The organism is Metallosphaera javensis (ex Sakai et al. 2022) (assembly GCA_021654415.1).
Classification (GTDB): domain Archaea; phylum Thermoproteota; class Thermoprotei_A; order Sulfolobales; family Sulfolobaceae; genus Metallosphaera; species Metallosphaera javensis.
In genome coordinates, this window is sequence record AP024487.1 from 115,604 (window position 1) to 133,881 (window position 18,278).

At 47.6% G+C, this 18,278-nt stretch carries 21 protein-coding genes and 2 pseudogenes; 16 read left to right on the top strand and 7 right to left on the bottom strand.

Translation table 11 applies throughout. From position 1 onward, the window contains the following. The first annotated feature begins 7 nt into the window (after positions 1 to 7). Both QVC96_RS00700 and QVC96_RS00705 read left to right on the top strand, forming a co-directional pair. Positions 8 to 587: pseudogene (locus QVC96_RS00700) on the top strand (IS607 family transposase). Then, positions 565 to 1,839: an RNA-guided endonuclease InsQ/TnpB family protein gene (locus QVC96_RS00705; RefSeq protein ID WP_287689669.1), complete on the top strand. Its 1,275-nt coding sequence runs from the start codon at positions 565 to 567 to the stop codon at positions 1,837 to 1,839. The pseudogene QVC96_RS00700 and the gene QVC96_RS00705 overlap by 23 nt, the downstream one beginning before the upstream one ends. 145 nt (positions 1,840 to 1,984) lie before the next feature. On the opposite strand, the pseudogene QVC96_RS00710 reads toward QVC96_RS00705, so the two are convergent. From QVC96_RS00710 to QVC96_RS00735, 6 genes and pseudogenes are all read right to left on the bottom strand, one after another. Further along, positions 1,985 to 3,020, bottom strand: a pseudogene (locus QVC96_RS00710) (ISH3 family transposase). Between the two features lie 416 nt (positions 3,021 to 3,436). Further along, positions 3,437 to 4,819, bottom strand: a complete 1,383-nt coding sequence (locus QVC96_RS00715; RefSeq protein ID WP_287689670.1) for a hypothetical protein — start codon at positions 4,817 to 4,819, stop codon at positions 3,437 to 3,439. 32 nt (positions 4,820 to 4,851) lie between these two features. Then, complete coding sequence (locus QVC96_RS00720) at positions 4,852 to 5,922, bottom strand: transposase (RefSeq protein ID WP_287689671.1); 1,071 nt, start codon at positions 5,920 to 5,922, stop codon at positions 4,852 to 4,854. A gap of 73 nt (positions 5,923 to 5,995) precedes the next feature. After that, positions 5,996 to 6,382, bottom strand: coding sequence for a hypothetical protein (locus QVC96_RS00725; RefSeq protein WP_287689672.1), 387 nt, complete (start codon positions 6,380 to 6,382; stop codon positions 5,996 to 5,998). A gap of 92 nt (positions 6,383 to 6,474) precedes the next feature. Then, on the bottom strand, positions 6,475 to 7,011 hold the full coding sequence (locus tag QVC96_RS00730) for an IS630 family transposase (protein ID WP_287688834.1): 537 nt from the start codon (positions 7,009 to 7,011) through the stop codon (positions 6,475 to 6,477). After that, positions 6,983 to 7,471, bottom strand: a complete 489-nt coding sequence (locus QVC96_RS00735; protein WP_238027283.1) for a helix-turn-helix domain-containing protein — start codon at positions 7,469 to 7,471, stop codon at positions 6,983 to 6,985. The genes QVC96_RS00730 and QVC96_RS00735 overlap by 29 nt, the downstream gene beginning before the upstream one ends. A gap of 158 nt (positions 7,472 to 7,629) precedes the next feature. Here QVC96_RS00735 and QVC96_RS13860 point away from each other — a divergent pair, with 158 nt between their 5' ends. The 6 genes from QVC96_RS13860 to QVC96_RS00755 all read left to right on the top strand — a co-directional run bounded on the left by QVC96_RS13860 (position 7,630) and on the right by QVC96_RS00755 (position 11,710). Next, positions 7,630 to 7,857: a hypothetical protein gene (locus QVC96_RS13860; protein WP_425597967.1), complete on the top strand. Its 228-nt coding sequence runs from the start codon at positions 7,630 to 7,632 to the stop codon at positions 7,855 to 7,857. A 30-nt stretch (positions 7,858 to 7,887) separates the two neighbouring features. After that, positions 7,888 to 8,298 (top strand): hypothetical protein, encoded by a 411-nt coding sequence (locus QVC96_RS13865; RefSeq protein ID WP_425597968.1) that lies wholly within the window; start codon positions 7,888 to 7,890, stop codon positions 8,296 to 8,298. Next, the gene (locus tag QVC96_RS13870) at positions 8,220 to 8,675 is read left to right on the top strand and encodes a hypothetical protein (RefSeq protein WP_425597969.1); all 456 of its coding nucleotides are present in this window, start codon (positions 8,220 to 8,222) and stop codon (positions 8,673 to 8,675) included. Before QVC96_RS13865 ends, QVC96_RS13870 begins: the two co-directional genes overlap by 79 nt. A 610-nt stretch (positions 8,676 to 9,285) precedes the next feature. Next, entirely contained in the window at positions 9,286 to 9,918 is a 633-nt protein-coding gene (locus QVC96_RS00745; RefSeq protein WP_238025861.1) for a superoxide dismutase, read from the top strand. A gap of 38 nt (positions 9,919 to 9,956) precedes the next feature. Continuing rightward, positions 9,957 to 11,030, top strand: coding sequence for an NDP-sugar synthase (locus QVC96_RS00750; RefSeq protein WP_287689673.1), 1,074 nt, complete (start codon positions 9,957 to 9,959; stop codon positions 11,028 to 11,030). Then, positions 11,027 to 11,710, top strand: coding sequence for a Rossmann-like domain-containing protein (locus QVC96_RS00755; protein WP_287689674.1), 684 nt, complete (start codon positions 11,027 to 11,029; stop codon positions 11,708 to 11,710). Before QVC96_RS00750 ends, QVC96_RS00755 begins: the two co-directional genes overlap by 4 nt. Here the strand turns inward: QVC96_RS00755 and QVC96_RS00760 are convergent. Continuing rightward, positions 11,707 to 12,843 (bottom strand): hypothetical protein, encoded by a 1,137-nt coding sequence (locus QVC96_RS00760; protein WP_287689675.1) that lies wholly within the window; start codon positions 12,841 to 12,843, stop codon positions 11,707 to 11,709. The genes QVC96_RS00755 and QVC96_RS00760 overlap by 4 nt on opposite strands. A gap of 44 nt (positions 12,844 to 12,887) precedes the next feature. On the opposite strand from QVC96_RS00760, the gene QVC96_RS00765 reads away from it, so the two are divergent. The 8 genes from QVC96_RS00765 to QVC96_RS00800 all read left to right on the top strand — a co-directional run bounded on the left by QVC96_RS00765 (position 12,888) and on the right by QVC96_RS00800 (position 18,277). Beyond that, positions 12,888 to 13,223 carry a DUF2175 domain-containing protein gene (locus QVC96_RS00765; RefSeq protein ID WP_238025855.1) on the top strand — a complete coding sequence of 112 codons (336 nt, stop codon included), beginning with the start codon at positions 12,888 to 12,890 and terminating at the stop codon, positions 13,221 to 13,223. A gap of 85 nt (positions 13,224 to 13,308) precedes the next feature. Next, a complete protein-coding gene (thyX, locus tag QVC96_RS00770) occupies positions 13,309 to 14,073 on the top strand; it encodes an FAD-dependent thymidylate synthase (protein ID WP_287689676.1) in 765 nt (254 codons plus the stop codon). Positions 14,074 to 14,171: 98 nt separating this feature from the next. Continuing rightward, a complete protein-coding gene (gene ndhC / locus QVC96_RS00775; protein ID WP_287689677.1) occupies positions 14,172 to 14,561 on the top strand; it encodes an NADH-quinone oxidoreductase subunit A in 390 nt (129 codons plus the stop codon). Next, positions 14,558 to 15,040, top strand: coding sequence for an NADH-quinone oxidoreductase subunit C (locus QVC96_RS00780; protein WP_287689678.1), 483 nt, complete (start codon positions 14,558 to 14,560; stop codon positions 15,038 to 15,040). The genes ndhC and QVC96_RS00780 overlap by 4 nt, the downstream gene beginning before the upstream one ends. Then, on the top strand, positions 15,024 to 16,241 hold the full coding sequence (locus tag QVC96_RS00785; RefSeq protein ID WP_425597970.1) for an NADH-quinone oxidoreductase subunit D: 1,218 nt from the start codon (positions 15,024 to 15,026) through the stop codon (positions 16,239 to 16,241). Before QVC96_RS00780 ends, QVC96_RS00785 begins: the two co-directional genes overlap by 17 nt. Next, complete coding sequence (gene nuoH / locus QVC96_RS00790) at positions 16,241 to 17,299, top strand: NADH-quinone oxidoreductase subunit NuoH (RefSeq protein WP_287689679.1); 1,059 nt, start codon at positions 16,241 to 16,243, stop codon at positions 17,297 to 17,299. Before QVC96_RS00785 ends, nuoH begins: the two co-directional genes overlap by 1 nt. Further along, the gene (nuoI, locus tag QVC96_RS00795; RefSeq protein WP_238025849.1) at positions 17,287 to 17,796 is read left to right on the top strand and encodes an NADH-quinone oxidoreductase subunit NuoI; all 510 of its coding nucleotides are present in this window, start codon (positions 17,287 to 17,289) and stop codon (positions 17,794 to 17,796) included. Before nuoH ends, nuoI begins: the two co-directional genes overlap by 13 nt. Continuing rightward, positions 17,777 to 18,277 carry an NADH-quinone oxidoreductase subunit J family protein gene (locus QVC96_RS00800; protein WP_238025848.1) on the top strand — a complete coding sequence of 167 codons (501 nt, stop codon included), beginning with the start codon at positions 17,777 to 17,779 and terminating at the stop codon, positions 18,275 to 18,277. Before nuoI ends, QVC96_RS00800 begins: the two co-directional genes overlap by 20 nt. The last annotated feature ends 1 nt before the right edge of the window (position 18,278 follow it).

The window sequence follows — 18,278 nt, forward strand, 5'->3', positions numbered from 1 at the left end:
CAATACAATGCTAAGACCTAAAGAAGTATGCCAAAGATTAGGAATCTCCTACAGAACATTACAAGAATATGTAAAGAAGGGTATAATAACACCAGTAAGATTACCATCTGGAAAAATGAGGTTCAGAGAAGAGGATGTAGAGAAACTTGAGGGAATAATAAGAAAAAAGAAAATAGTACTCTACGCCAGAGTATCATCAAACACGCAAAAAGATGACTTAGTAAACCAAGTAAACTACTTAAAGGAAAAAGTACCAGAACATCATTATAACAGACATAGGATCTGGGCTGAATATGAAAAGAAAAGGATTCCAAAAACTACTTAGAATGTTACTAAACAACGAAGTAAGCAAAATAGTAATAGCTTATCCAGATAGACTAGTAAGATTCGGATTCGAAATACTAGAGGAAGTATGCAAAACACACGGTTGTGAGATAATAATACTCGAAAAAGAAGACAAAACACCAGAACAAGAACTAATTGAAGACCTAATTAGCATCTTAGTCTCATTCTCTGGAAAGTTATATGGAATGAGGAGTCATAAATATGAAAGGGTGAAAAAATGTGTTGAAGAACTTAAGAATTAAAACATTTACAACACCAGAGAAAGAATACATCCACCTAACGTATGCAATAGAGAATAATGAGGAAAGAAGCAAAGAACTAATCCACGCTTACGTAAACTTACTAAACAAAGGAATAAAATACGTATTTAACAAAATTAAAGTGAAGAATGGAAGAGTAGAATTACCAAAAAAGAAGGAAATATACAAAGAGTTAAGAGATTATCTAATTACTCAAAACGTCAAAGGATTAGCAAAACACTACATAGACCAAGCAATTCATGATGTGTATTCGATCCTTGAATCTTGGAGAAGAAGATTTGAAAAGGGAAGAAGTGAATTCAAACCACCATTAGTTAAGAAGGGTTATGTAAGAGTAAAAACAACGCTAAGGAAAGTCCTCGGGAAGAGCGTTAGAATAACTGTAAAGCCACATGAGTATATCACGTATTCTTGGGATAGAACATGGTTTTCTAATAGGGTTGAAGGAATGGAATTAACAGAACCAGTTATCAAGGAGGATAAAGTATACTTAGTGTTTAGAAAAGAATTACCAATGACAGCTCCCCTTGATGTAGTAGCATTTGACTCTAATCTCTTCTCACTTGACGGTTATGATGGTGAAAAGTTTGTCACGATCTCTCTAAAACAACTTTACTCCTTGAAGTACACTATGCAGATGAAGAGGGCTAAGGTACAGTCTGTAGCTTCAAAAAAGTTGAAGAGTGGCAAGAGGTTGATGGAGAAATACTCTCATCGTGAGAGGAATAGGGTTAACGATTTAATTCATAAGTTAGCTAACCTCATTCTGGAGATGTATAATAATCATGTCTTGGTTTTCGAAAAGTTGAATAAGGAGAGAATGTTTGGTGATGCTAGTGAGTCCTTGTCACGTAAGCTTTCAAGGACTGTTTGGAGGAAGTTAGTTAACGTGTTAAGATACAAAGCTTCTATATACGGTTGTAGGGTAGTGGAAGTTAACCCACACCTCACATCTAGGTCTTGCCCCAGATGTGGATGGGTAAATTCCCGAATGGTTGGTAAGACCTTTAGGTGTGAGAGGTGTGGGTTCACCCTTGATAGGCAATTCAATGCTTCATTAAATATTATGAAGAGGTTCTTATCTAAGTTTAATCTTAGGATGTGGGGGTTTCCTCACCGTAAGGTGAGTGGGGTTATCCCCCTAATGGGAGTGAGAAGGATGAACGGGTTAATCCGCGACTTCGGTGAACTCCAAGGGTCGAGAATTGAATACAAAATATATGAAATTCGATGAGACCCAAACCCCTTTAACCACGACAAATTACGAGCATTAACTCGTGAGAGAATAGTCGTTAGTTTTAATTCAAAGTAATAATCTGTAACATGTGAAAATTAATGTTTTTTGTGAACTACCCCGCCCTGAACGGTACTCCCCAAAATCACCCCCTTAAAAATAAATCAAAATAAATAAAAAGCGGTTCTATACTTTTAATCAATCGTGATAAGAACTTATTTTGTATTTCATCTATAAAAAGCAAATGAAGGAGAAGCTTGAAGTCAGTCCTCTTAACTTCCCCCTTGAGGAACAAGAACAGCGAGTAAAGGAACGTGGCCAAAACGAAGACGAGAAGGCGGAAGACCCAGCTCCTGGAACAGGTGAAGGGGAGGAAGCCCTTCACCTCCCTGTAGGAAGTCTCGATGGGGTTCCTGATCCTGTCGTAAAGCCTCAAGACCTTGTCCTTGGGCAGGTCGAGGTTGGTCGCCCTGGCGAAGTACTCGACGTGGGACCTCCTTCTAGTCACTTCACGACCGTGGACGATCAACCTGAAGCTGACTTGATCAGTCCTCTTGCTCGCGGTGGTGTAAGGGCCGTCATACTCCTCGTAAACCTTGACGTCGCCCACCGGGACGCCCACAATGTACCTAAACTGGGAGAGGAACTTTATGACCTCTACTGTGTAGAAGCCTGCGTCCAGCGCTATTATCCCAATCTTAAATCCCAGGGAGAGGACCTGCTCCACGAGGATTTTCACCACTTCGTCCTTGCTCATCCCGTTGTAGCGCGTGAAGGCTAGGATTACGGTTTTGCCGTTGTAATCCGTAGTAGCTGTGGCGTAGTTCCACTGGTATCCCTTATCCCCGCTTCCCAGCCCCTCCACCCTCTCTCCCCAGTACTTCACCCCCGTCCAGTCTACGCTCACGTCCACCTCCTCCACCCCCTTCAACACCTCCCTCGCCACTTCCTGTACCTCCTGGAGCAGGCGGTCCGCTACTTCTATCCCCTGTTCCTCCACGTAGTTCCTCACGGTCTGTGGGGATATATCGTAGCTTCTCGACCTGTTCTCCACCGAGTCTCTCCACAGGCAGGCCGAGACCAACGTCTTCGCTACCTCTTCCTTCCTTGAAGTTTAGCGAGGAAAGGGTTATATATCCTAGCTTCTGGATGTTTACGTTGTGGGAGAGTAGGGTGATCATGGGTAATATCACCATCCTAGTATTACCCACTCTCCCACAAATTTCTTTCTCCAGCAGAGTTCAGTTTGTTTCATGAGTTTTAATTCACATCCTCTCCTCCAGTCTAAAATAAAGCTCTAGTGATTTTTTCATAAACTGAATTTGGGGAGTACCGTGAAGGGCGAGGTTTTCCGAACCTTTATAATCTATCACTAGAATCAGATTTGTCACGAGCCCAGGCGCCACCTCGCAAGCGATTTTCTCAAAAATTACAAACCATGAAACGGTATTGCGTGGAGTATCTTTTAAGTTACCTCTTCGATTCTCTTTCAATTTGAGATCTCGCAGAAACCTAGAGGTCTTTGATTACAGTAACTCCATGCGTCAATGAAACGATGTCTAAACTGTATAAAATTTTAAACTGTAACAAAGAAAAATCATCTCTCGGCACAAACGTTATTTTCTTTCATCACTGCGTTTATACCCATCCCCTTAAGCCAGCTTACTACGAAACGACCATATTTAACATCAATGCCCACCTCATCTAAGCCGATACATCCCTCCTCGGTCACTTTTACCACTATTACATCCTTAAGACCTTCAAGCAACTGGAAAAGTGCTGAGACAGACTGAATGTCCGCCACTATTTCATCTATGTCGTTAATTACGCTGATGAAAGAGTACACTCGTCTTACTATCTCACATACTGGAAGGTTTCCGTTCACCGTAAAAGTCAGGTCCTCTATAACTTTGACGTACTCCCTGGATTCCGGTAGTCCGATTTTCCTCAGTTCGTCCTTCTTCGAAGATAGATACTCGAAATACTTTTTCAGAAGGGTAACGTTCTCGTTGGACAGGCTCACTATCTGATTTAGCTTGTCCATGGAGAAGGTTTCTATAATAACCTGGTTCAGCTTCCGTGAAAGTGCGATCTTATTATCGCTAAACGGGCTCATCCTTAACTCCCTCACCGCGTCCGCCTGCATGGCTAGGCATTCCTCCGCGCTCCTCTTGATGGCCTCATCTCCAATAACTTGAGAGATCTTCTCCAGGGACTTGAAATCAGTGACCAGTAGCCTCGTGTATTTCCCTCCCAAAGTTTTCTCCAAACCTTCCACGATCTGGTTAATTCTACTGGTGGTGAGATACACGTTCCTGTCAATCGTATTCAATATTCTGACAATGGTATTAGCGTCCTGCTCCGTAAGCTTCAAAGATGGTGGTATCTGGATCTCCTCTGCGTTAACTCCAAGCTTCCTGATTCCGTTTACCACGTTGTTGTAATCTATTACTATCTTGAATACTGCCTCATTGAGGGCCTTATCCACGTTTTCTGAGACCTCTCTGAAGTTTTGATAGGTCTCAGTAATGCATTCCGATGTGGAACAGGAGTTGATCTTGGCCAGTTCCGACTTGAGCTGGGACTCTATATCGCTGAGAACCGTGACCAGTTCCACGGGAAGATTTGCGGAACCTCCCTTTATGTTATTTATTAACATGATCTTCTGTTCCACCTGTGAAATAACTTCGTTCTTCTCCTTCTGAATTAGACTCTTGCTCTGAGATGCGGATCTAAAATTATTTATTGTGGCTGGAAGAGCGTTCACAATAAGGCCCAGAACTGAGGCTACTATCGTGTTTATTGAAAGCAGTCCATACCCCAGAGCCAAGGCCACTCCTGGATATAGGGGAATAACTCCCAGAACGCTGAGTAGACTTCCCCTGGTAAATACTATTGAAGCCACGACAAGGAGAACGAAACCGGTGACTGGAAAAACCAGGGATAACGGGTTTGATAGTATCCCAGCAGGGTTCTCCACAATCTTGAGTACAGGATAGCACTTTTCGGAACTTACCTTAGACTGAACAGTTTCTTGACATCACCAACCTCGAGGTAAAGAGTTTTAAGCAGGCGGGAGAGCCGTACGACTCCCAGGCTCTCCCCAAGGACGTATCTCAGGGAGAGGAGGAAGTTCAACGTGATCGAGATGAGCTTGACGTAACCAAGGTTCTTACTCCACGTCCTGAACGAACCATTCTCCAGGCCCAGAGCCTTCAGTTCCCTTATCACCACCTCCACGTCCCACCTGTTCTCCCAAGCCGTGAGTATCTCCTCAGGGGACATGGAGAGGTCGGTGGAGAAGAGGTATCTCCTGCCGTAACCCTTATAGTCTTCCAGTACAACTACCTTCACGGGGACTCCCAGGTACGTGACGTGGTGTTCTCCCTCGGGGAGGAGTCCAACGGGCACGGACCTGTCACCCTCGACGACCCGTGCGCTGGACTTGAGGGAGGACACCACGTCGGAGAGGAGGGTCCTCCTGTTCACGTACCAGGAGTCGAAGGTTATGACCTGGACGTTGAGCTCCCTCCTCAACCTGTCCAGGACCTGGAGGGTCATGTCCACCTTCGTGGAGAAGTTCAGGTCCTGTCCCACGGCCTTGGCAAGCTCTGCCACCTTCCTGGCCACGTATGCGTCTATGTGGACCAGGTACACCTCGCCCGTTACCAGGTCCCTCACCGTGACCACGAGGAGCTGGATGGCGGGTATGAAGGCCCCCTTCACCCTGGAGTAGAAGAACATGGCCAGGTTCCTGGACACGGGCATGGCCCTGGCGTAGGCCTTCTCGTCGAAGGTGTCGTCCACCGCCACCTGCACTGGATGATCTCCAACTAGGAGCTTCACAGGTGGGAGCAGGTCAACGTCAGCCAGCTCGTCAAGCTTGCCCAGCACGCTCTCGTAGTCGAAACCCAGGGCCTCGGCCCTACCCGCCAGACTTCCCCTCTCCGCGATCACGGCAAGGAGCAGCTTCCTCACAACGTCAGCCCTGAACTTCCTTAGCGCATCCCTCAGCGCGTTCAGGTAATCCCTCCTCCACCTTAGCGCCTCCTTCAGTTTCCTCAGCCACTTACCCCTTCTCATTATTCAAAACGCGTATTACCCTGGTAAAAAACTTTTCAAGGGCCGAGGCACTGACGTCAAGTTCAGGGAAATGCTATACAGGAAAATACAAAACAGGTATGACAGAGATTAGGTTGCTTTTGGTATCCCTACCCTTTTCTGATAGACCAGTGGCTACAAGGAAAGGTGAGATGAAAACTCCCAGTAGAGACTCTGACGTCAGAAAGCCCTGTAGGGACGTGAACTTTATCTCTACAAGTATGGGTGCCACGAACAGTAGGACTAGCATTATGGCGAACGTCTCTATCATGCTGGGGGTGACTGTGCTACTCTGCCCGAGGATGAGCGTACCAAAGTTGTAACTCACCACATATAGCAAGGTCATGGCGGGGGCCAGGATGTAGGGCAGAAGTGCAGATAGTATGATAACAATACCCTCCTCAAAATAGAAGAATGAGTGAAGATTTAGTATGTTAGACACAAGATAGAATACAAACGTGTTCAGGATTGTTATACCTATTTTCTCAACTATGTCGTTAAAAGTTACAGTGCGGTAGTACTTTGTGGAAGTTTTTATCCATTGTTTTCTACCTCTATTTCATCTAAATCCAGATATTGGACCACATCAAGATTAAACTGATCGTGATGTTCCTCGAAGAACCTCCTCACCTCCTCCCTTGCCTCCTCCACGTTGTTGAAGAACCTGTTCGCAAGGTGGAACTTCAGGTCCTTGAAGATCCTCTCCACAGGGTTTAGCTCTGGCGAGTACTTTGGGGTGAAAACGGGTCTCACTCCCCTTCTCCTGAACAGGTCCAGGATAGCCCCCGTCTTGTGGGAGGAGTGGTTGTCAAGGACGAGGTACTTGGTCTCCCTGCCCCACTTCCTCTCCATCCTGTAAACGAAGCTCTTCATGTTCTTGCTGGAGAGGGAGTTGTAGAGGGTGTACAGCACCTTCCTTGAAATGGCGTCAAGGGCGAGGAAGACGTAGAAGTGCTGGAAGCCCAGGTTCACCCTGATCCTGGGCCTGGAACCCCTCCTGGCGAGGCACCTCCTCACCGTGGTGCCCACCACCACCCTTGTCTCATCGAAGAACGCTATCCTGCGTCCCATCAGTTCCTTCACTTTTTTTAAAATCGCGGTGCTTCTCCACCTCGGCCCTGGCGTTCACCGGCCTGGGCGTCACGAAACCGTACCCCAGCTGGTGCACTACCCTGTAAAGGTGATACCTATTGTAAACTATCCCCCTCTTCCTCAGCTCAGCGTTCAGCGCCCTCATGGTCCACCCCTCCAGGTTGTATCCCAGCTCCCTGGGACTTGTCTCCAGCACCTTCTTCACCTCCTCGCTGGAGTACTTCCTGGGCCTACCCGACCTTGGCCTATCCCTCAACGCTCCGACCCCTCCCCTCTTGTACTTCGCGACCCACTTCTTCACCGTTGAGTACGAAACCCCGAGGACCTCGGCCACCCTGTACTCCCTGAACCCGTCCACGAGGTACATCTTCACCCCCAGTATTCTCTGCCTTATCCTAGCATTCTTTTCCTCCCTGTAAGCCTTCTCTAATTCCTCCACATTCTATATTAGTAATACCAAGATAAAAACTTTACCTAAGTACTAGGGCGATTCAGGTTTCCATTGCGAATTGTAATTAGTTAATCTACGTGGGATGATCAAAATCAATCTATCATTTTTCAGTAATACTTTAAGGGGGCCGAACACGATGTCATACCATGAGCAAACTAACTATCGAACCCGCGTACCAACTCCAGGAGGAGTTGGTACACATCGTGTTCGACCCCGTATTTCCTAAGCACTGGCTCATAAATAAACCTGTTGAGGAGGTGGAGAAGCTAGCGATGAGGGAGGCGGAGGAGGTAAGCCCGAGGTACGCGAGGGGGAAGAGGATCAAGAGGAGGGGATACGCGAGGTACAGGTTCTTGAAGGTTTCTCGGTGGTGATGAAGCAGGAGGATTGACAGGCTCAGGTGGATGAGCGTGAGGTTGCCCGTGATGTACGACGGGAAGGGGAGGGTGAGGACGGGGGTTGAGAGGGAGTTGCTGAGGGAGGAGGAAGATGTGCTCAGGAAGCTGCTCACGTTCTACTCAGTGCTGGGAGGGAAGATGAACGCGAGGCTCTGGACCCCTGAGCTTGAGGTTGAGGGAGACTTCCAGTACGTGATAGTTGACGGGAAGTGGGTCAAGCTCAGGGGAGGGAAGGGAGTCCTCCTGGTGACAGGCGTCACGCGCGAGGGTAGGAAGGCTGTGCTGGACTTCCTCCTGGCTAAGGAGGAGGACGCGAGGAGTTACTGGAGGTTGCAAGGGTGTGGAGGAAGTTCAACTTCAAGCTCGTGGTTGCGGACATGGTCAGGTCCGTGGACTTACTTGAGCTCTCGGAAATAGACGCGAAGAGGCAGCTCTGCCTCAACCACGTCAAGAGGCGCTTAGACCGCGACGAAAGGAAGGAGGTCGACCTCCTGCTCTCTGGCCTACTCCAGTTCCCCAACAGGATCAAGGAACTGGTGGAACGCGGTCTCCTCTCCTTCACTTCCCTTCCTCAAGAACTTCAGCGCCTCCTCTCCACCAACAACCTGGTGGAGTCCTTCAACTCCCTGGTGGAGAGGAGAAGATTCGGCAAGTGCCACACGCCCCACAGGCTACTCCAGATCGTCTGGGCCATCGCCGATAACTACAACATTTTGGATAATTTTTTGCAGAAATGGAATAATATTCATATACTTTTCGTTTTCTTTACGATCGAGACGTCATCACTCAATTAATCCTACATTGAATAATGAGAAATGAAGGAACTAGAATTCAATTCGCAATGGAGACCTGAATGGCCCTACAGTGCTAAGTCCTAGAATTCTAAACATAAACCATTCATTCTTTGCTAATAGTCATCGATATAAATTTATTATGTGTGTCAAGATCACGTCCGCGAAGGGATTGGAACTCCCCGATATTATCCATGGATTCTCCCATGTAAAGCTAGTGAGATGAAGTGAACAGCCCCATCTCACGAACGGGCTTCTTGGTTCATTGACCATGCTCGATCACCCCCATTCACAGCGTCGAATGGAACCCACCCTTGACGCCCCGTGTGGGAGGGTTACGGAGGCATTGGTTTCCGCAAGCTTGAGTTCGGTTTCATCCCTGAGTGTACATCCCAAGTGATCGCACGATGGGGTTCAGCAGGCCACGATAGACGTATATAATCATTTGAGACCTTCATTTGGGCTATCCATCTCCACCTCACCAAGGGATCTTTCGCTCCCTTAAACCCCCAAACAGATGACTTTATCGAACATGTAAAATGAATTTTCCTGCTGGAAGACCTGGCATCCTACATAAGGAAAAAATAAAAGTGATTAGCAAGTAAGTATTGCTATGAGTTCTTCCATATCTTTCAAAAAATTCGAATTGCCTCCACTACCCTATAAGATAGACGCGCTGGAACCATATATCAGCAAGGACATCATAGACGTTCATTACAACGGCCATCACAAGGGATATGTGACTGGTGCTAACACGTTTATGGAAAGGTTCAACAAGATGATCAAGGGAGAGCTCCAGAGCGGTCAATACGACGTTCAGGGGCTAATGAGAGGGATAGTGTTCAACATAAATGGTCACAAACTTCACGCTCTGTACTGGGACAACATGGCCCCAGCGGGAAAGGGAGGAGGTCAGCCCGGTGGGGCACTGGCGGACCTCATAGTGAAGCAGTATGGCAGTTACGACAGGTTTAAGCAAGTGTTCACGGAGACAGCCAACTCATTGCCGGGTACAGGGTGGACGGTCCTTTATTACGACACTGAGAATGGGAACTTGGAGATCATGACCTTTGAGAACCACTTCATGAACCATATTGCTGAGCTTCCAATCCTTCTTATCCTAGACGAGTTTGAACATGCCTACTACCTTCAGTATAAGAACAAGAGGGCTGACTACGTAACCAACTGGTGGAATGTGGTAAACTGGGACTACGCTGAGAAGAAGTTGCAGAAGTATCTAAAGTAAATCGATTCATTTATTCTCTCTCCTATATCAACAATATCATGGTTTCCGCAATTATTTTGGCTGGAGGATGGGCCACTAGGCTAAGGCCTTTGAGTTTGACCAAGCCGAAGCCCCTCTTTCCCGTTCTAGGGAAGCCCATAATCGACTATACTTTGGATGCTCTGGACAGAGCTAACATCCACGACGTGTACATCTCGTTAAGGGTTATGGCTGATAACATAATTAAACACGTAGAAAAAGGGGGAAGAAAGGTTACTTTCGTTGTGGAGGAGGAGCCACTTGGGGATCTGGGGCCCCTGAAGTACATCTCTGAGAAATATAATCTGGACGACGAGGTCTTGGTCATTTACGGTGACGTCTACATGGAGGTGAACTTCAACGAGATACTTTCCCTTCACAGGAGCACGGAGTGTGGGGCAACAGTCATGTCAGCGGAGGTGGAGGATCCCCAGAGATATGGGGTCCTTTACACTGAGGGAGATAGACTTATTCAGATTGTCGAGAAACCCTCTAACCCCCTGTCCAAGCAGATTAATGCGGGAGTTTACGTTTTCGACAAGAAGCTTTTCTCCATGATTAACGGCAAATCCATTGCCAGACACTTCCTTCCCAAGGTTTTACAGCAGAACTGTGTTTCAGTCTATAATTATCAGGGAGTGTGGGCCGATATCGGTATACCATCAGATTACCTCAGGTTGAACTTTGATCTCTTGAGAATAAAGTATCCCCGTGGTTTCGTCTCGGACAGGGCTAAAGTGAGCGAGAGGGCAGAGCTTAACCCTCCCTATTTCATTATGGATGAAGTTACGGTGGGGGACGCGTGCGTAGACTCCAACGCTATCCTGGGAAGGGGTTCCTCCATAGGCAATGGATCTTACGTGGGAGAGAGCTTGCTCATGGATAAGGTCAGGGTAGGAGAAAATTCTTTCTTGAAGAACGTGATCGTCGGCGATAATAGTAAAATAGGGAAGTGGAACCACATAAGGGAAAGAACCATCCTTGGAGAGGAAGTGGTGACAGGGGATGGGGTGCTTCTCAATAGGGGAACAATTATCTTGCCATATAAGGAAGTTTCGGAACCAGTTTACAGGGAGGGGAAGATAATCCTATGATATTGAACGAAATGTTAAACGAACTCTCGTACGAGCTAAAGAGGAGGAGGGTTGTAAACCTTTGCGTTGGTCCCTCCTATACCGGCGTTCTACTCGATGATCAGAGTATGGGCATCTCTATCACCCTCACCGACGGAGAGGTGGAGGAGGCAGGAGAATTGCAGGGCAAGAACGCCTACGACGTGGCGAACAACTTCGACTCGCCCATGAGGAGGAGCATTTCCACGGCAGTAATGAATGCCTTAACCCCAGGAGAGGTGAGAAATGGAGATCCGCTCCAGTTATTCCAGGGAGGGAAACTTTGCATGTTTGGTTACTCTCCTCAGGTCAAGGTTGAGGGCTTCACTGAGGTCGTGTCATATGACTTCTCACCCCAACCAGTTCAGGGAAGCAGGCCCTTCTCTGAGTTCAGGAGCGAAATGTGCACTGTTGCTGTGATCTTTGGCTCTTCCCTTGTTCTGAACAACATAGAGAAGATCATCAAGAACGTTAAGGCGGATCACCTCATCATGAACGGTGCCTCCTCAGTTATGACAATGGGAACCCTTAAGAAGTATGGATTTGAGGCAGTTGGGAAGCTGGTTCCAGTGGACAGGAACAGGGCCTTTAGGACAATCTGCGAGGGGGGAAATGCGAGGCAATTGGGAAGGTTCCTGGAGAGGGTTCACATCACCCTCTAATCCTCTAGCCCAAGACCGCTAAACTCTTCAAGTTTTTCAGCGCACTTATCTCCTTGCTTAAAACTGCAGTTAACTCCCTTGTTTAGCATTACCCTCACGTCCCCGTAGTTGCCAGGAGTCGAGGTCAGTATCCCGTGGTTAAGTCTGAGAAGGGCGTGTGCAATCCTGGCGTTTATCCCAAGGAAGTCGCTCCTCACACTGGCTACTCCGAGGGCTTTCATCGCCATTTTCTTGGTCTCCTCGTCTCCAGTAGCCTGCCATAGCGCTGAGAGGAAGACCGCAACTTCAGCGTTGGCTAGAGGTTCCAGATAGGTTATTGAAGTTAGGGGATCCTTGGGAACAGTATCCCTGAACCCCTTCTCAGTCTCCAGTTCCCTCTTCACAAAATCCCTTATCCTGACGGCCTGCTCAAGATATTCGTCCTTTCCTTCCCTGAGGTATCTAACCAGAAATGCATAACCCGCAATGGCCTCGTCGATCAGGAGACCCCAGTTTTCCCTCTTGGAACTTCTGAAAACCTTTCCATCAACGACGTATTCCTCTAGTTTCGAGGGATCTCCCTTGATTATCTTCACGGCTTCGTAGATGGCAAAACCCCCTCCTAACTCTCCTCTTCCCAGGACGTAGGACGCAACCTCATCCATTGGCGAAAGGAACTTCTCCACAGTGGAGTACCTCCTCTCCACCTTGGAGATTGTCTTGATCAGCTCTATAACCCTAAAATCGGCTTTCTGCTGATCTATAACCTTGTTAACTGTATCGAAAATTGAGGCCTCTGAGGGCTCCTGTGGTTCAGGGACGTACTCAGGTATCTTGACTGGTCTGATCTTCTTGGTTTCGAATGAATTGAGCATGTCCTTCAGAGAGGTTATCACGTAATCTGGATTGTTGGATTCTATTATCCCAACCAGCTCCATGTTAGGCGTCAGAACGGAGAGACAGGGTATAACTCCCCGTGTAACCCTGATGAGGTAGTCCGGATACTCCTCTGGGTCGGCCTTGAGCAACATGACCCTTCTCTCAATCGTTGTCCCCTTGATTTTCCCTGAAATTGTGTCCTCCTTGTCCAGAAGAACCCCAATCAACTTGCTGTAAAACTTGGCATCCGAGAGCAACCTATCGTTTAACATCATGACCTACCGTAACTTTTATTTTAATTTAAAATGTATCTATGAAGATGAGCAGACCCGAAACCAAATGGACGTGTGATATTTGTAAAAACAAGATATATTGGGACGAGCTTTTTACCTTCACAGGCAAGAAAACAGTGGTCCATTACACCTGTTTCAGGGACAAGGCTTCAAAGACAGCTAAGATAGAGCCGGCACAACTTGAGATCGTTCTGGACATGCTTGAGGACGAGCTCAGGGACATTACAATCTACAAGCAGAAGATAAACGTGATCAAGGAGGAGGAGATAAAGAAGGTATTGGAACAGGCTGAAAAGGATGCGGAGAAGAACTCTGCATTGCTCACCAGGGTTGTGGAGAAGTTTAGTGGAGTTAGTGAATAGGTAGAAAGTTACACAAGTGGGTTCTTGGTATTACGTAATATTAAGGAGTAAGTTTCTATTTATCTTCTCGATAAATATTATGTAGATGATAAGTAAGGTTCTTCCGTTTAAAGTGAAGCTCGTGGCCTATAACCCGCAGGGAGAGAGAGTCGTGGCCATAGCAGCCAAGATGAGCCGATCCAGGCATGGCTGGGATCACCACGTGGATATGCCCCAGGAGGAGGTGGAGACATGGATAAGGGACTCCATCATACACGGCTACTGGTCAGTCCTGGAGCATTCCGTCTACACCTTTTCCGTGGAGGGGATATCCAGGGTGGCCTCACACCAACTGGTGAGGCACAGGATCGCCTCATATACCCAGATGTCTCACCGCTTCGCCAAGCCCAAGGACGAGTTCTACAGACCTGTGGTACCACCAAGCTTCAAGGATTCATCGGCGTTTGAGAGAGTGTATCAAGAGTATTTGCGTGTCCTAGAATCGGGAGTTCCGGAGGAGGACGCCAGATACGTTCTCCCCAACGGTGTTAACACGAACCTTGTGGTGACCATGAACGCCAGGGAACTCTACAACTTCTTCGGGCTAAGGCTCTGTTCCAGGGCACAGTGGGAGATAAGGGCAGTGGCCTGGCTCATGCTAGACGAGGTGAAGAAGGTTCACCCACTTCTCTTCAAGTTCGCCGGGCCAAACTGCATCCTACACGAGAACTTCGTAAGGCCTGAGGAAGACCCCATCACCCTCGATCAGGAGAAGGAACTGGTGTCCTCCCGTTGCATAGAAGGTGTTCCAAAAAGCGGAATCTGGAAGTGTATAAGAAACTCTCGCATGATTCTAGAAAAAATAAAGTAAACCTACATCTGCACAATTCTAGTTTTTTAAAATATATAAGCACTGTTCGATTGTCAAAAGCAAATATTTTATACTCCTTCTAGTCTATCTAACACTGCATGACGTACACTCAGGCAATATTATCCTTTGGTTTGCCCTTCATATTGGTCCTGTTAGGGGCCTACGGTACATACAAGCTTCTCGAGTTAGTTATGCCCAGGAATCCTAACCCGTTGAAGACTGCCAGGTTCGAGGCGGGTAACATTCCCACAGGAGAGGGAAGATTATGGTTTCCTCTTCAGTACTATGGTTACCTTCTAGTTTATACCACACTTGAGCCCATAGTGGTTCTGCTCTTTGTTGCTGCCGCAGTCCCATTCTACAACAACTTTACCCTGTTCAGGAACCTCCTTATCGTTGTGGGCTCATTTCTGGTTCTCATGTATCCTATTCTCTACTATGCCGTCAGGCAGATCAACGTAATTGCCTACTGGGGGTTGAGGAGATGAGCGAGAAACCCATAGACGTGGTGGCGAAGCTACTTCAGGAGAGGAAGATTCCCCTAAAAGTTGAGGGAGATACCAGGGGGTCCATAGAGGTGGATAAGTCAAAGCTTGTGGAGACTGCGAGGATCTTGAAGGAGATTGGTTTCGATCACGTCAAGACCGTGACCGGGATTGATTACCCTGACCAGTCCAAGTTTCAGATCGTTTATCACGTTTCGTCCTTTGATCTTCAGCTGTCCAGGGTTATCCTTGCGCTCAAGACGTGGACCTCGTATAAGGAACCGGTAGTGCCAAGCCTTCTCTCCGTGTGGGGAAGCGTGTGGACGGGGGAGAGGGAGACATATGAAATGCTGGGGATAACCTTCGAGGGTAACCCAGATATGAGAAGGTTATTCTTACCCGAGGATTTTGAGGGGGTATATCCCCTGAGAAAGAGTTTCAAGGTTAAGACGGAGGGGTTGTTCGTTGACAAGTCAAGTTGATGATCTGATGAAAAGTGGCGGGATGGAGCTGGATATTGTTCCCGTTTCGGGAGAGCTGAACGTTGGGCCACAGCACCCAGGATCCGGACACCTGAGGATATTCGTGAAGCTCAACGGTGACATAATAGAGGACGCTGAGATAGACCCCGGATATGTGCATAGGGCGGTGGAGAAACTGGGAGAGAACAGGAACTATATTCACCTGATTCCTCTGGTAGAGAGGCCTGCCATCCTTGACTCGGTGAACATGAATCTGGGATATATCCTTGCAGTTGAGAAGATACTTAATGTCGACGTACCTGAGAGGGCGCAATATCTGAGAAGTTTCGCAGCGGAGATCAGCAGGATAGCGAGCCACCTTTACGGAATGGGCATCCTCGCGATATTCATTGGTCATTCCACGGGTTTCATGTGGGGGTTCGGAGACAGGGAAGTGTGGGTTCAGATTCTTGAAGCTTTGACTGGAGCGAGGATAACCAACTCCTACATTATTCCTGGAGGAGTAAGAAGGGATCTCACTCCCGCGATCATAGAGATGACAAAGAAGGCTATCGCATTTCAACGTAAAAAGATAAAGGACTGGGAAAGGATTTTCCTCAATAACCCCAATATTAAGGCGAGGTTACAGGATGTTGGTGTTATGACAAGGGAACAGGCCATTGAGTGGGGAGCGGCTGGGCCAAATCTCAGGGGTTCCGGGGTGTATTATGATGCTAGAAAGTCTGAGCCATACGGTGCTTACTCCAAGTTGGACTTTGAAATACCTGTATACAAGGAGGGAGATGGTTACGCAAGGACGCTGGTCAGGTTTGAGGAAATTGAGCAGAGCCTGAGGATACTTGAGCAGGTAATAAAGGATATTCCTGAAGGGCAGATCCTTAGCGACAGGTTCTTCAAGCAGATACCCCCCACTAGGTTAAAGAAATGGTGGGAAGGACAAAGGAGGATAGTTATGCCGGGTTATTACGCCTCGTTCAGACCACCTAAGGGTGAGGCAATTTCCAGGGTTGAGGCAGGGAGAGGCGAGCTTGTGTATTACGTGGTAAGTGACGGTTCAGCTAAACCCTACAGGTTAAGGATGATAACTCCGTCATATAGGTCAATCTACGTAATGAAGAACCTTCTCAAGGGAGCTAGATACGCGGATCTGGTCTCCATTTATGGTAGTCTGGATTATTTCCCACCGGAGGCTGACAGATAATGAACATTCTATTTGATATCAGATATTATATTCTCTACCCTTCATTTTTCGCCCCAATTATCCTTCCTGGACTGATATTCACAGCTATACTCCTCCTCACAACTATCTGGTTTGAGAGGAAAGCCGCTGCTAGAGTTCAAATGAGAGTTGGACCCTATTACGCTTCCAAGAGGCTGGGAGGATATCTTCAACTGGTTGCAGATGCCCTCAAGTTCGTGTTCTCGGAGGTCATTGTGCCAGACGGCGTTAATCCTACCCTGTTTGCTCTCACTCCAGTGCTAGTTGTGGCCATGTCCTTCCTCCCCCTTGCCGTCATACCAGTGTCAGTGATTCCACCCTCAGGTTCAATTTTCTCCATCTATTTCTATGACTTCTATGATCCCAACGTTGGGCTGGGGGTACTGGTTGGCCTGTTTACACAGTACAACATGTTACTGATTCTTGCCATAGAATCCATTTACCCGGCAATGATCATACTGATGGCCTGGAGTACCAACAACAGATTTGCCATAGTCGGTGCCGTGAGGGAGTCCTACCTTTCCGTTTCCTACGACGTCCTCCTCCTGATGTCAACCATATCCATGGCCTTGGAATATCACACGCTTGATCTGGTGAAGATAGTGCAGTCCGGGGTTCCCGGGATACTGGCAAACCCCCTGGCAGCAGTTACTTTCTTCATTGCAATGATAATAGGAAGCGCCAGGTTCCCCTTTGATATAGCTGAGGCGGATACTGAACTGGTCCTTGGACCCGCGACGGAGTATAGCGGTCTCCTCTTCGTGTTGACCATGGCTGGCTCATATGTGGGCAACTTCGTGTATGCCTTGGTTTTCACCGACATGTTCCTGTGGGGCTGGTACCCATTGTCAGGGTTCCCTGGAGCCCTCCTCACTGTGATCAAGGCATCCATTCTCGTGTTTTTCTCGGTGTTTCTCAGGTCTGTGTACGGGAGGTACAGGTTAGATCAGGCCCTTAGGGGTAGCTGGAAATACATATTCCCCTTGGCCATTGCCTCCATGTTTCTAGGTTTGGTGGTGGGTTATCTATGGATTCAGTAAAAATTAAGGAATACAAAAAGGGAGAATCTCCTTTTAATGTGGTCTCTGGACATCTTCAGGCCGTTGGGGCTGGAATAAAGTATTTCGTGAAGCCCCAACGTATTACCCTGAAGTATCCAGACGAGTCGATGTCACTTCCCACGGGTTACAGGGGAATGATCAGGCTCTACAAGGACGTTTGTATAGGTTGTACCCTATGTGCCATGGTTTGTCCAGCCGACGCTATGAAGATGGTCACAGATCAGGGTAAGAAATTCCCCACAATTAACTACGGAAGGTGCGTTTTCTGCGCCTTCTGTGTGGATATTTGCCCAGTGGATGCACTCAAGGAAACCGGCGTACATGACGCAGCTTTCTCCAACAGGAGGGAACTCATATTTAATCCCGAAAAGTTCGATCAGGACTTCGATCAGCCACCCTTGCGTCCCGTGGTTAGGAAGGTAAAGGCGGTAATAGATGAGGATAAGGGGATAAAGTATGTACCTGACACCGAGTGACCTTCAGATTGGGATATTCTTCCTTTTCTCCATTTTTGCGTTAGCCACCGCTCTCTTCATAGTAAATTCCAAGAACGTATTCTATTCCGCAGTGTCCTTGGCCTTCCTAGGAATATCTGTGGCGGTGTTAATAGCAGACCTGGATCCTGAGGCTTACTCCCTGTACTCGGCCTTCCATCTCCTTCTGTACGTGGGGGCAACGGTAGTTTTCCTTTCAATCTCTCTCGTTATGTTCAGGGGACTGGAGGTGAAGGAGGTGAGAACTCCCTGGGCACCTGCAATGGCCCTTCTCTCTGCCGTGGCCTTCTTCGCAGTTCTGGTTCTCTCCACAAGCTCTATCACCCCGGTGCAAGTTCAACCCCTTAACCTGGCAGTGATTGGCGAGAAGATAGTGTCCCAGTACTGGTTCCCCGCGGTGGTCCTCGTGATAGCCCTGCTCACCACAATGATCGAGGCCCTATCCTTGGCAAGGAGGGATTAAA

Excerpts from the sequence above, each read along its gene's own strand:
- QVC96_RS00760 (WP_287689675.1), bottom strand. The coding sequence starts at position 12,843 with ATGATGTTAAACGATAGGTTGCTCTCGGATGCCAAGTTTTACAGCAAG.
- nuoH (WP_287689679.1), top strand. The coding sequence starts at position 16,241 with ATGAACATTCTATTTGATATCAGATATTATATTCTCTACCCTTCATTT.
- nuoI (WP_238025849.1), top strand. The coding sequence starts at position 17,287 with ATGGATTCAGTAAAAATTAAGGAATACAAAAAGGGAGAATCTCCTTTT.
- QVC96_RS00745 (WP_238025861.1), top strand. The coding sequence starts at position 9,286 with ATGAGTTCTTCCATATCTTTCAAAAAATTCGAATTGCCTCCACTACCC.
- QVC96_RS00720 (WP_287689671.1), bottom strand. The coding sequence starts at position 5,922 with ATGAGAAGGGGTAAGTGGCTGAGGAAACTGAAGGAGGCGCTAAGGTGG.
- QVC96_RS00755 (WP_287689674.1), top strand. The coding sequence starts at position 11,027 with ATGATATTGAACGAAATGTTAAACGAACTCTCGTACGAGCTAAAGAGG.
- QVC96_RS13860 (WP_425597967.1), top strand. The coding sequence starts at position 7,630 with ATGAGCAAACTAACTATCGAACCCGCGTACCAACTCCAGGAGGAGTTG.
- QVC96_RS00780 (WP_287689678.1), top strand. The coding sequence starts at position 14,558 with ATGAGCGAGAAACCCATAGACGTGGTGGCGAAGCTACTTCAGGAGAGG.
- QVC96_RS00765 (WP_238025855.1), top strand. The coding sequence starts at position 12,888 with ATGAGCAGACCCGAAACCAAATGGACGTGTGATATTTGTAAAAACAAG.
- ndhC (WP_287689677.1), top strand. The coding sequence starts at position 14,172 with ATGACGTACACTCAGGCAATATTATCCTTTGGTTTGCCCTTCATATTG.
- QVC96_RS00750 (WP_287689673.1), top strand. The coding sequence starts at position 9,957 with ATGGTTTCCGCAATTATTTTGGCTGGAGGATGGGCCACTAGGCTAAGG.
- thyX (WP_287689676.1), top strand. The coding sequence starts at position 13,309 with ATGATAAGTAAGGTTCTTCCGTTTAAAGTGAAGCTCGTGGCCTATAAC.
- QVC96_RS00800 (WP_238025848.1), top strand. The coding sequence starts at position 17,777 with ATGTACCTGACACCGAGTGACCTTCAGATTGGGATATTCTTCCTTTTC.
- QVC96_RS13865 (WP_425597968.1), top strand. The coding sequence starts at position 7,888 with ATGAGCGTGAGGTTGCCCGTGATGTACGACGGGAAGGGGAGGGTGAGG.
- QVC96_RS00730 (WP_287688834.1), bottom strand. The coding sequence starts at position 7,011 with ATGGGACGCAGGATAGCGTTCTTCGATGAGACAAGGGTGGTGGTGGGC.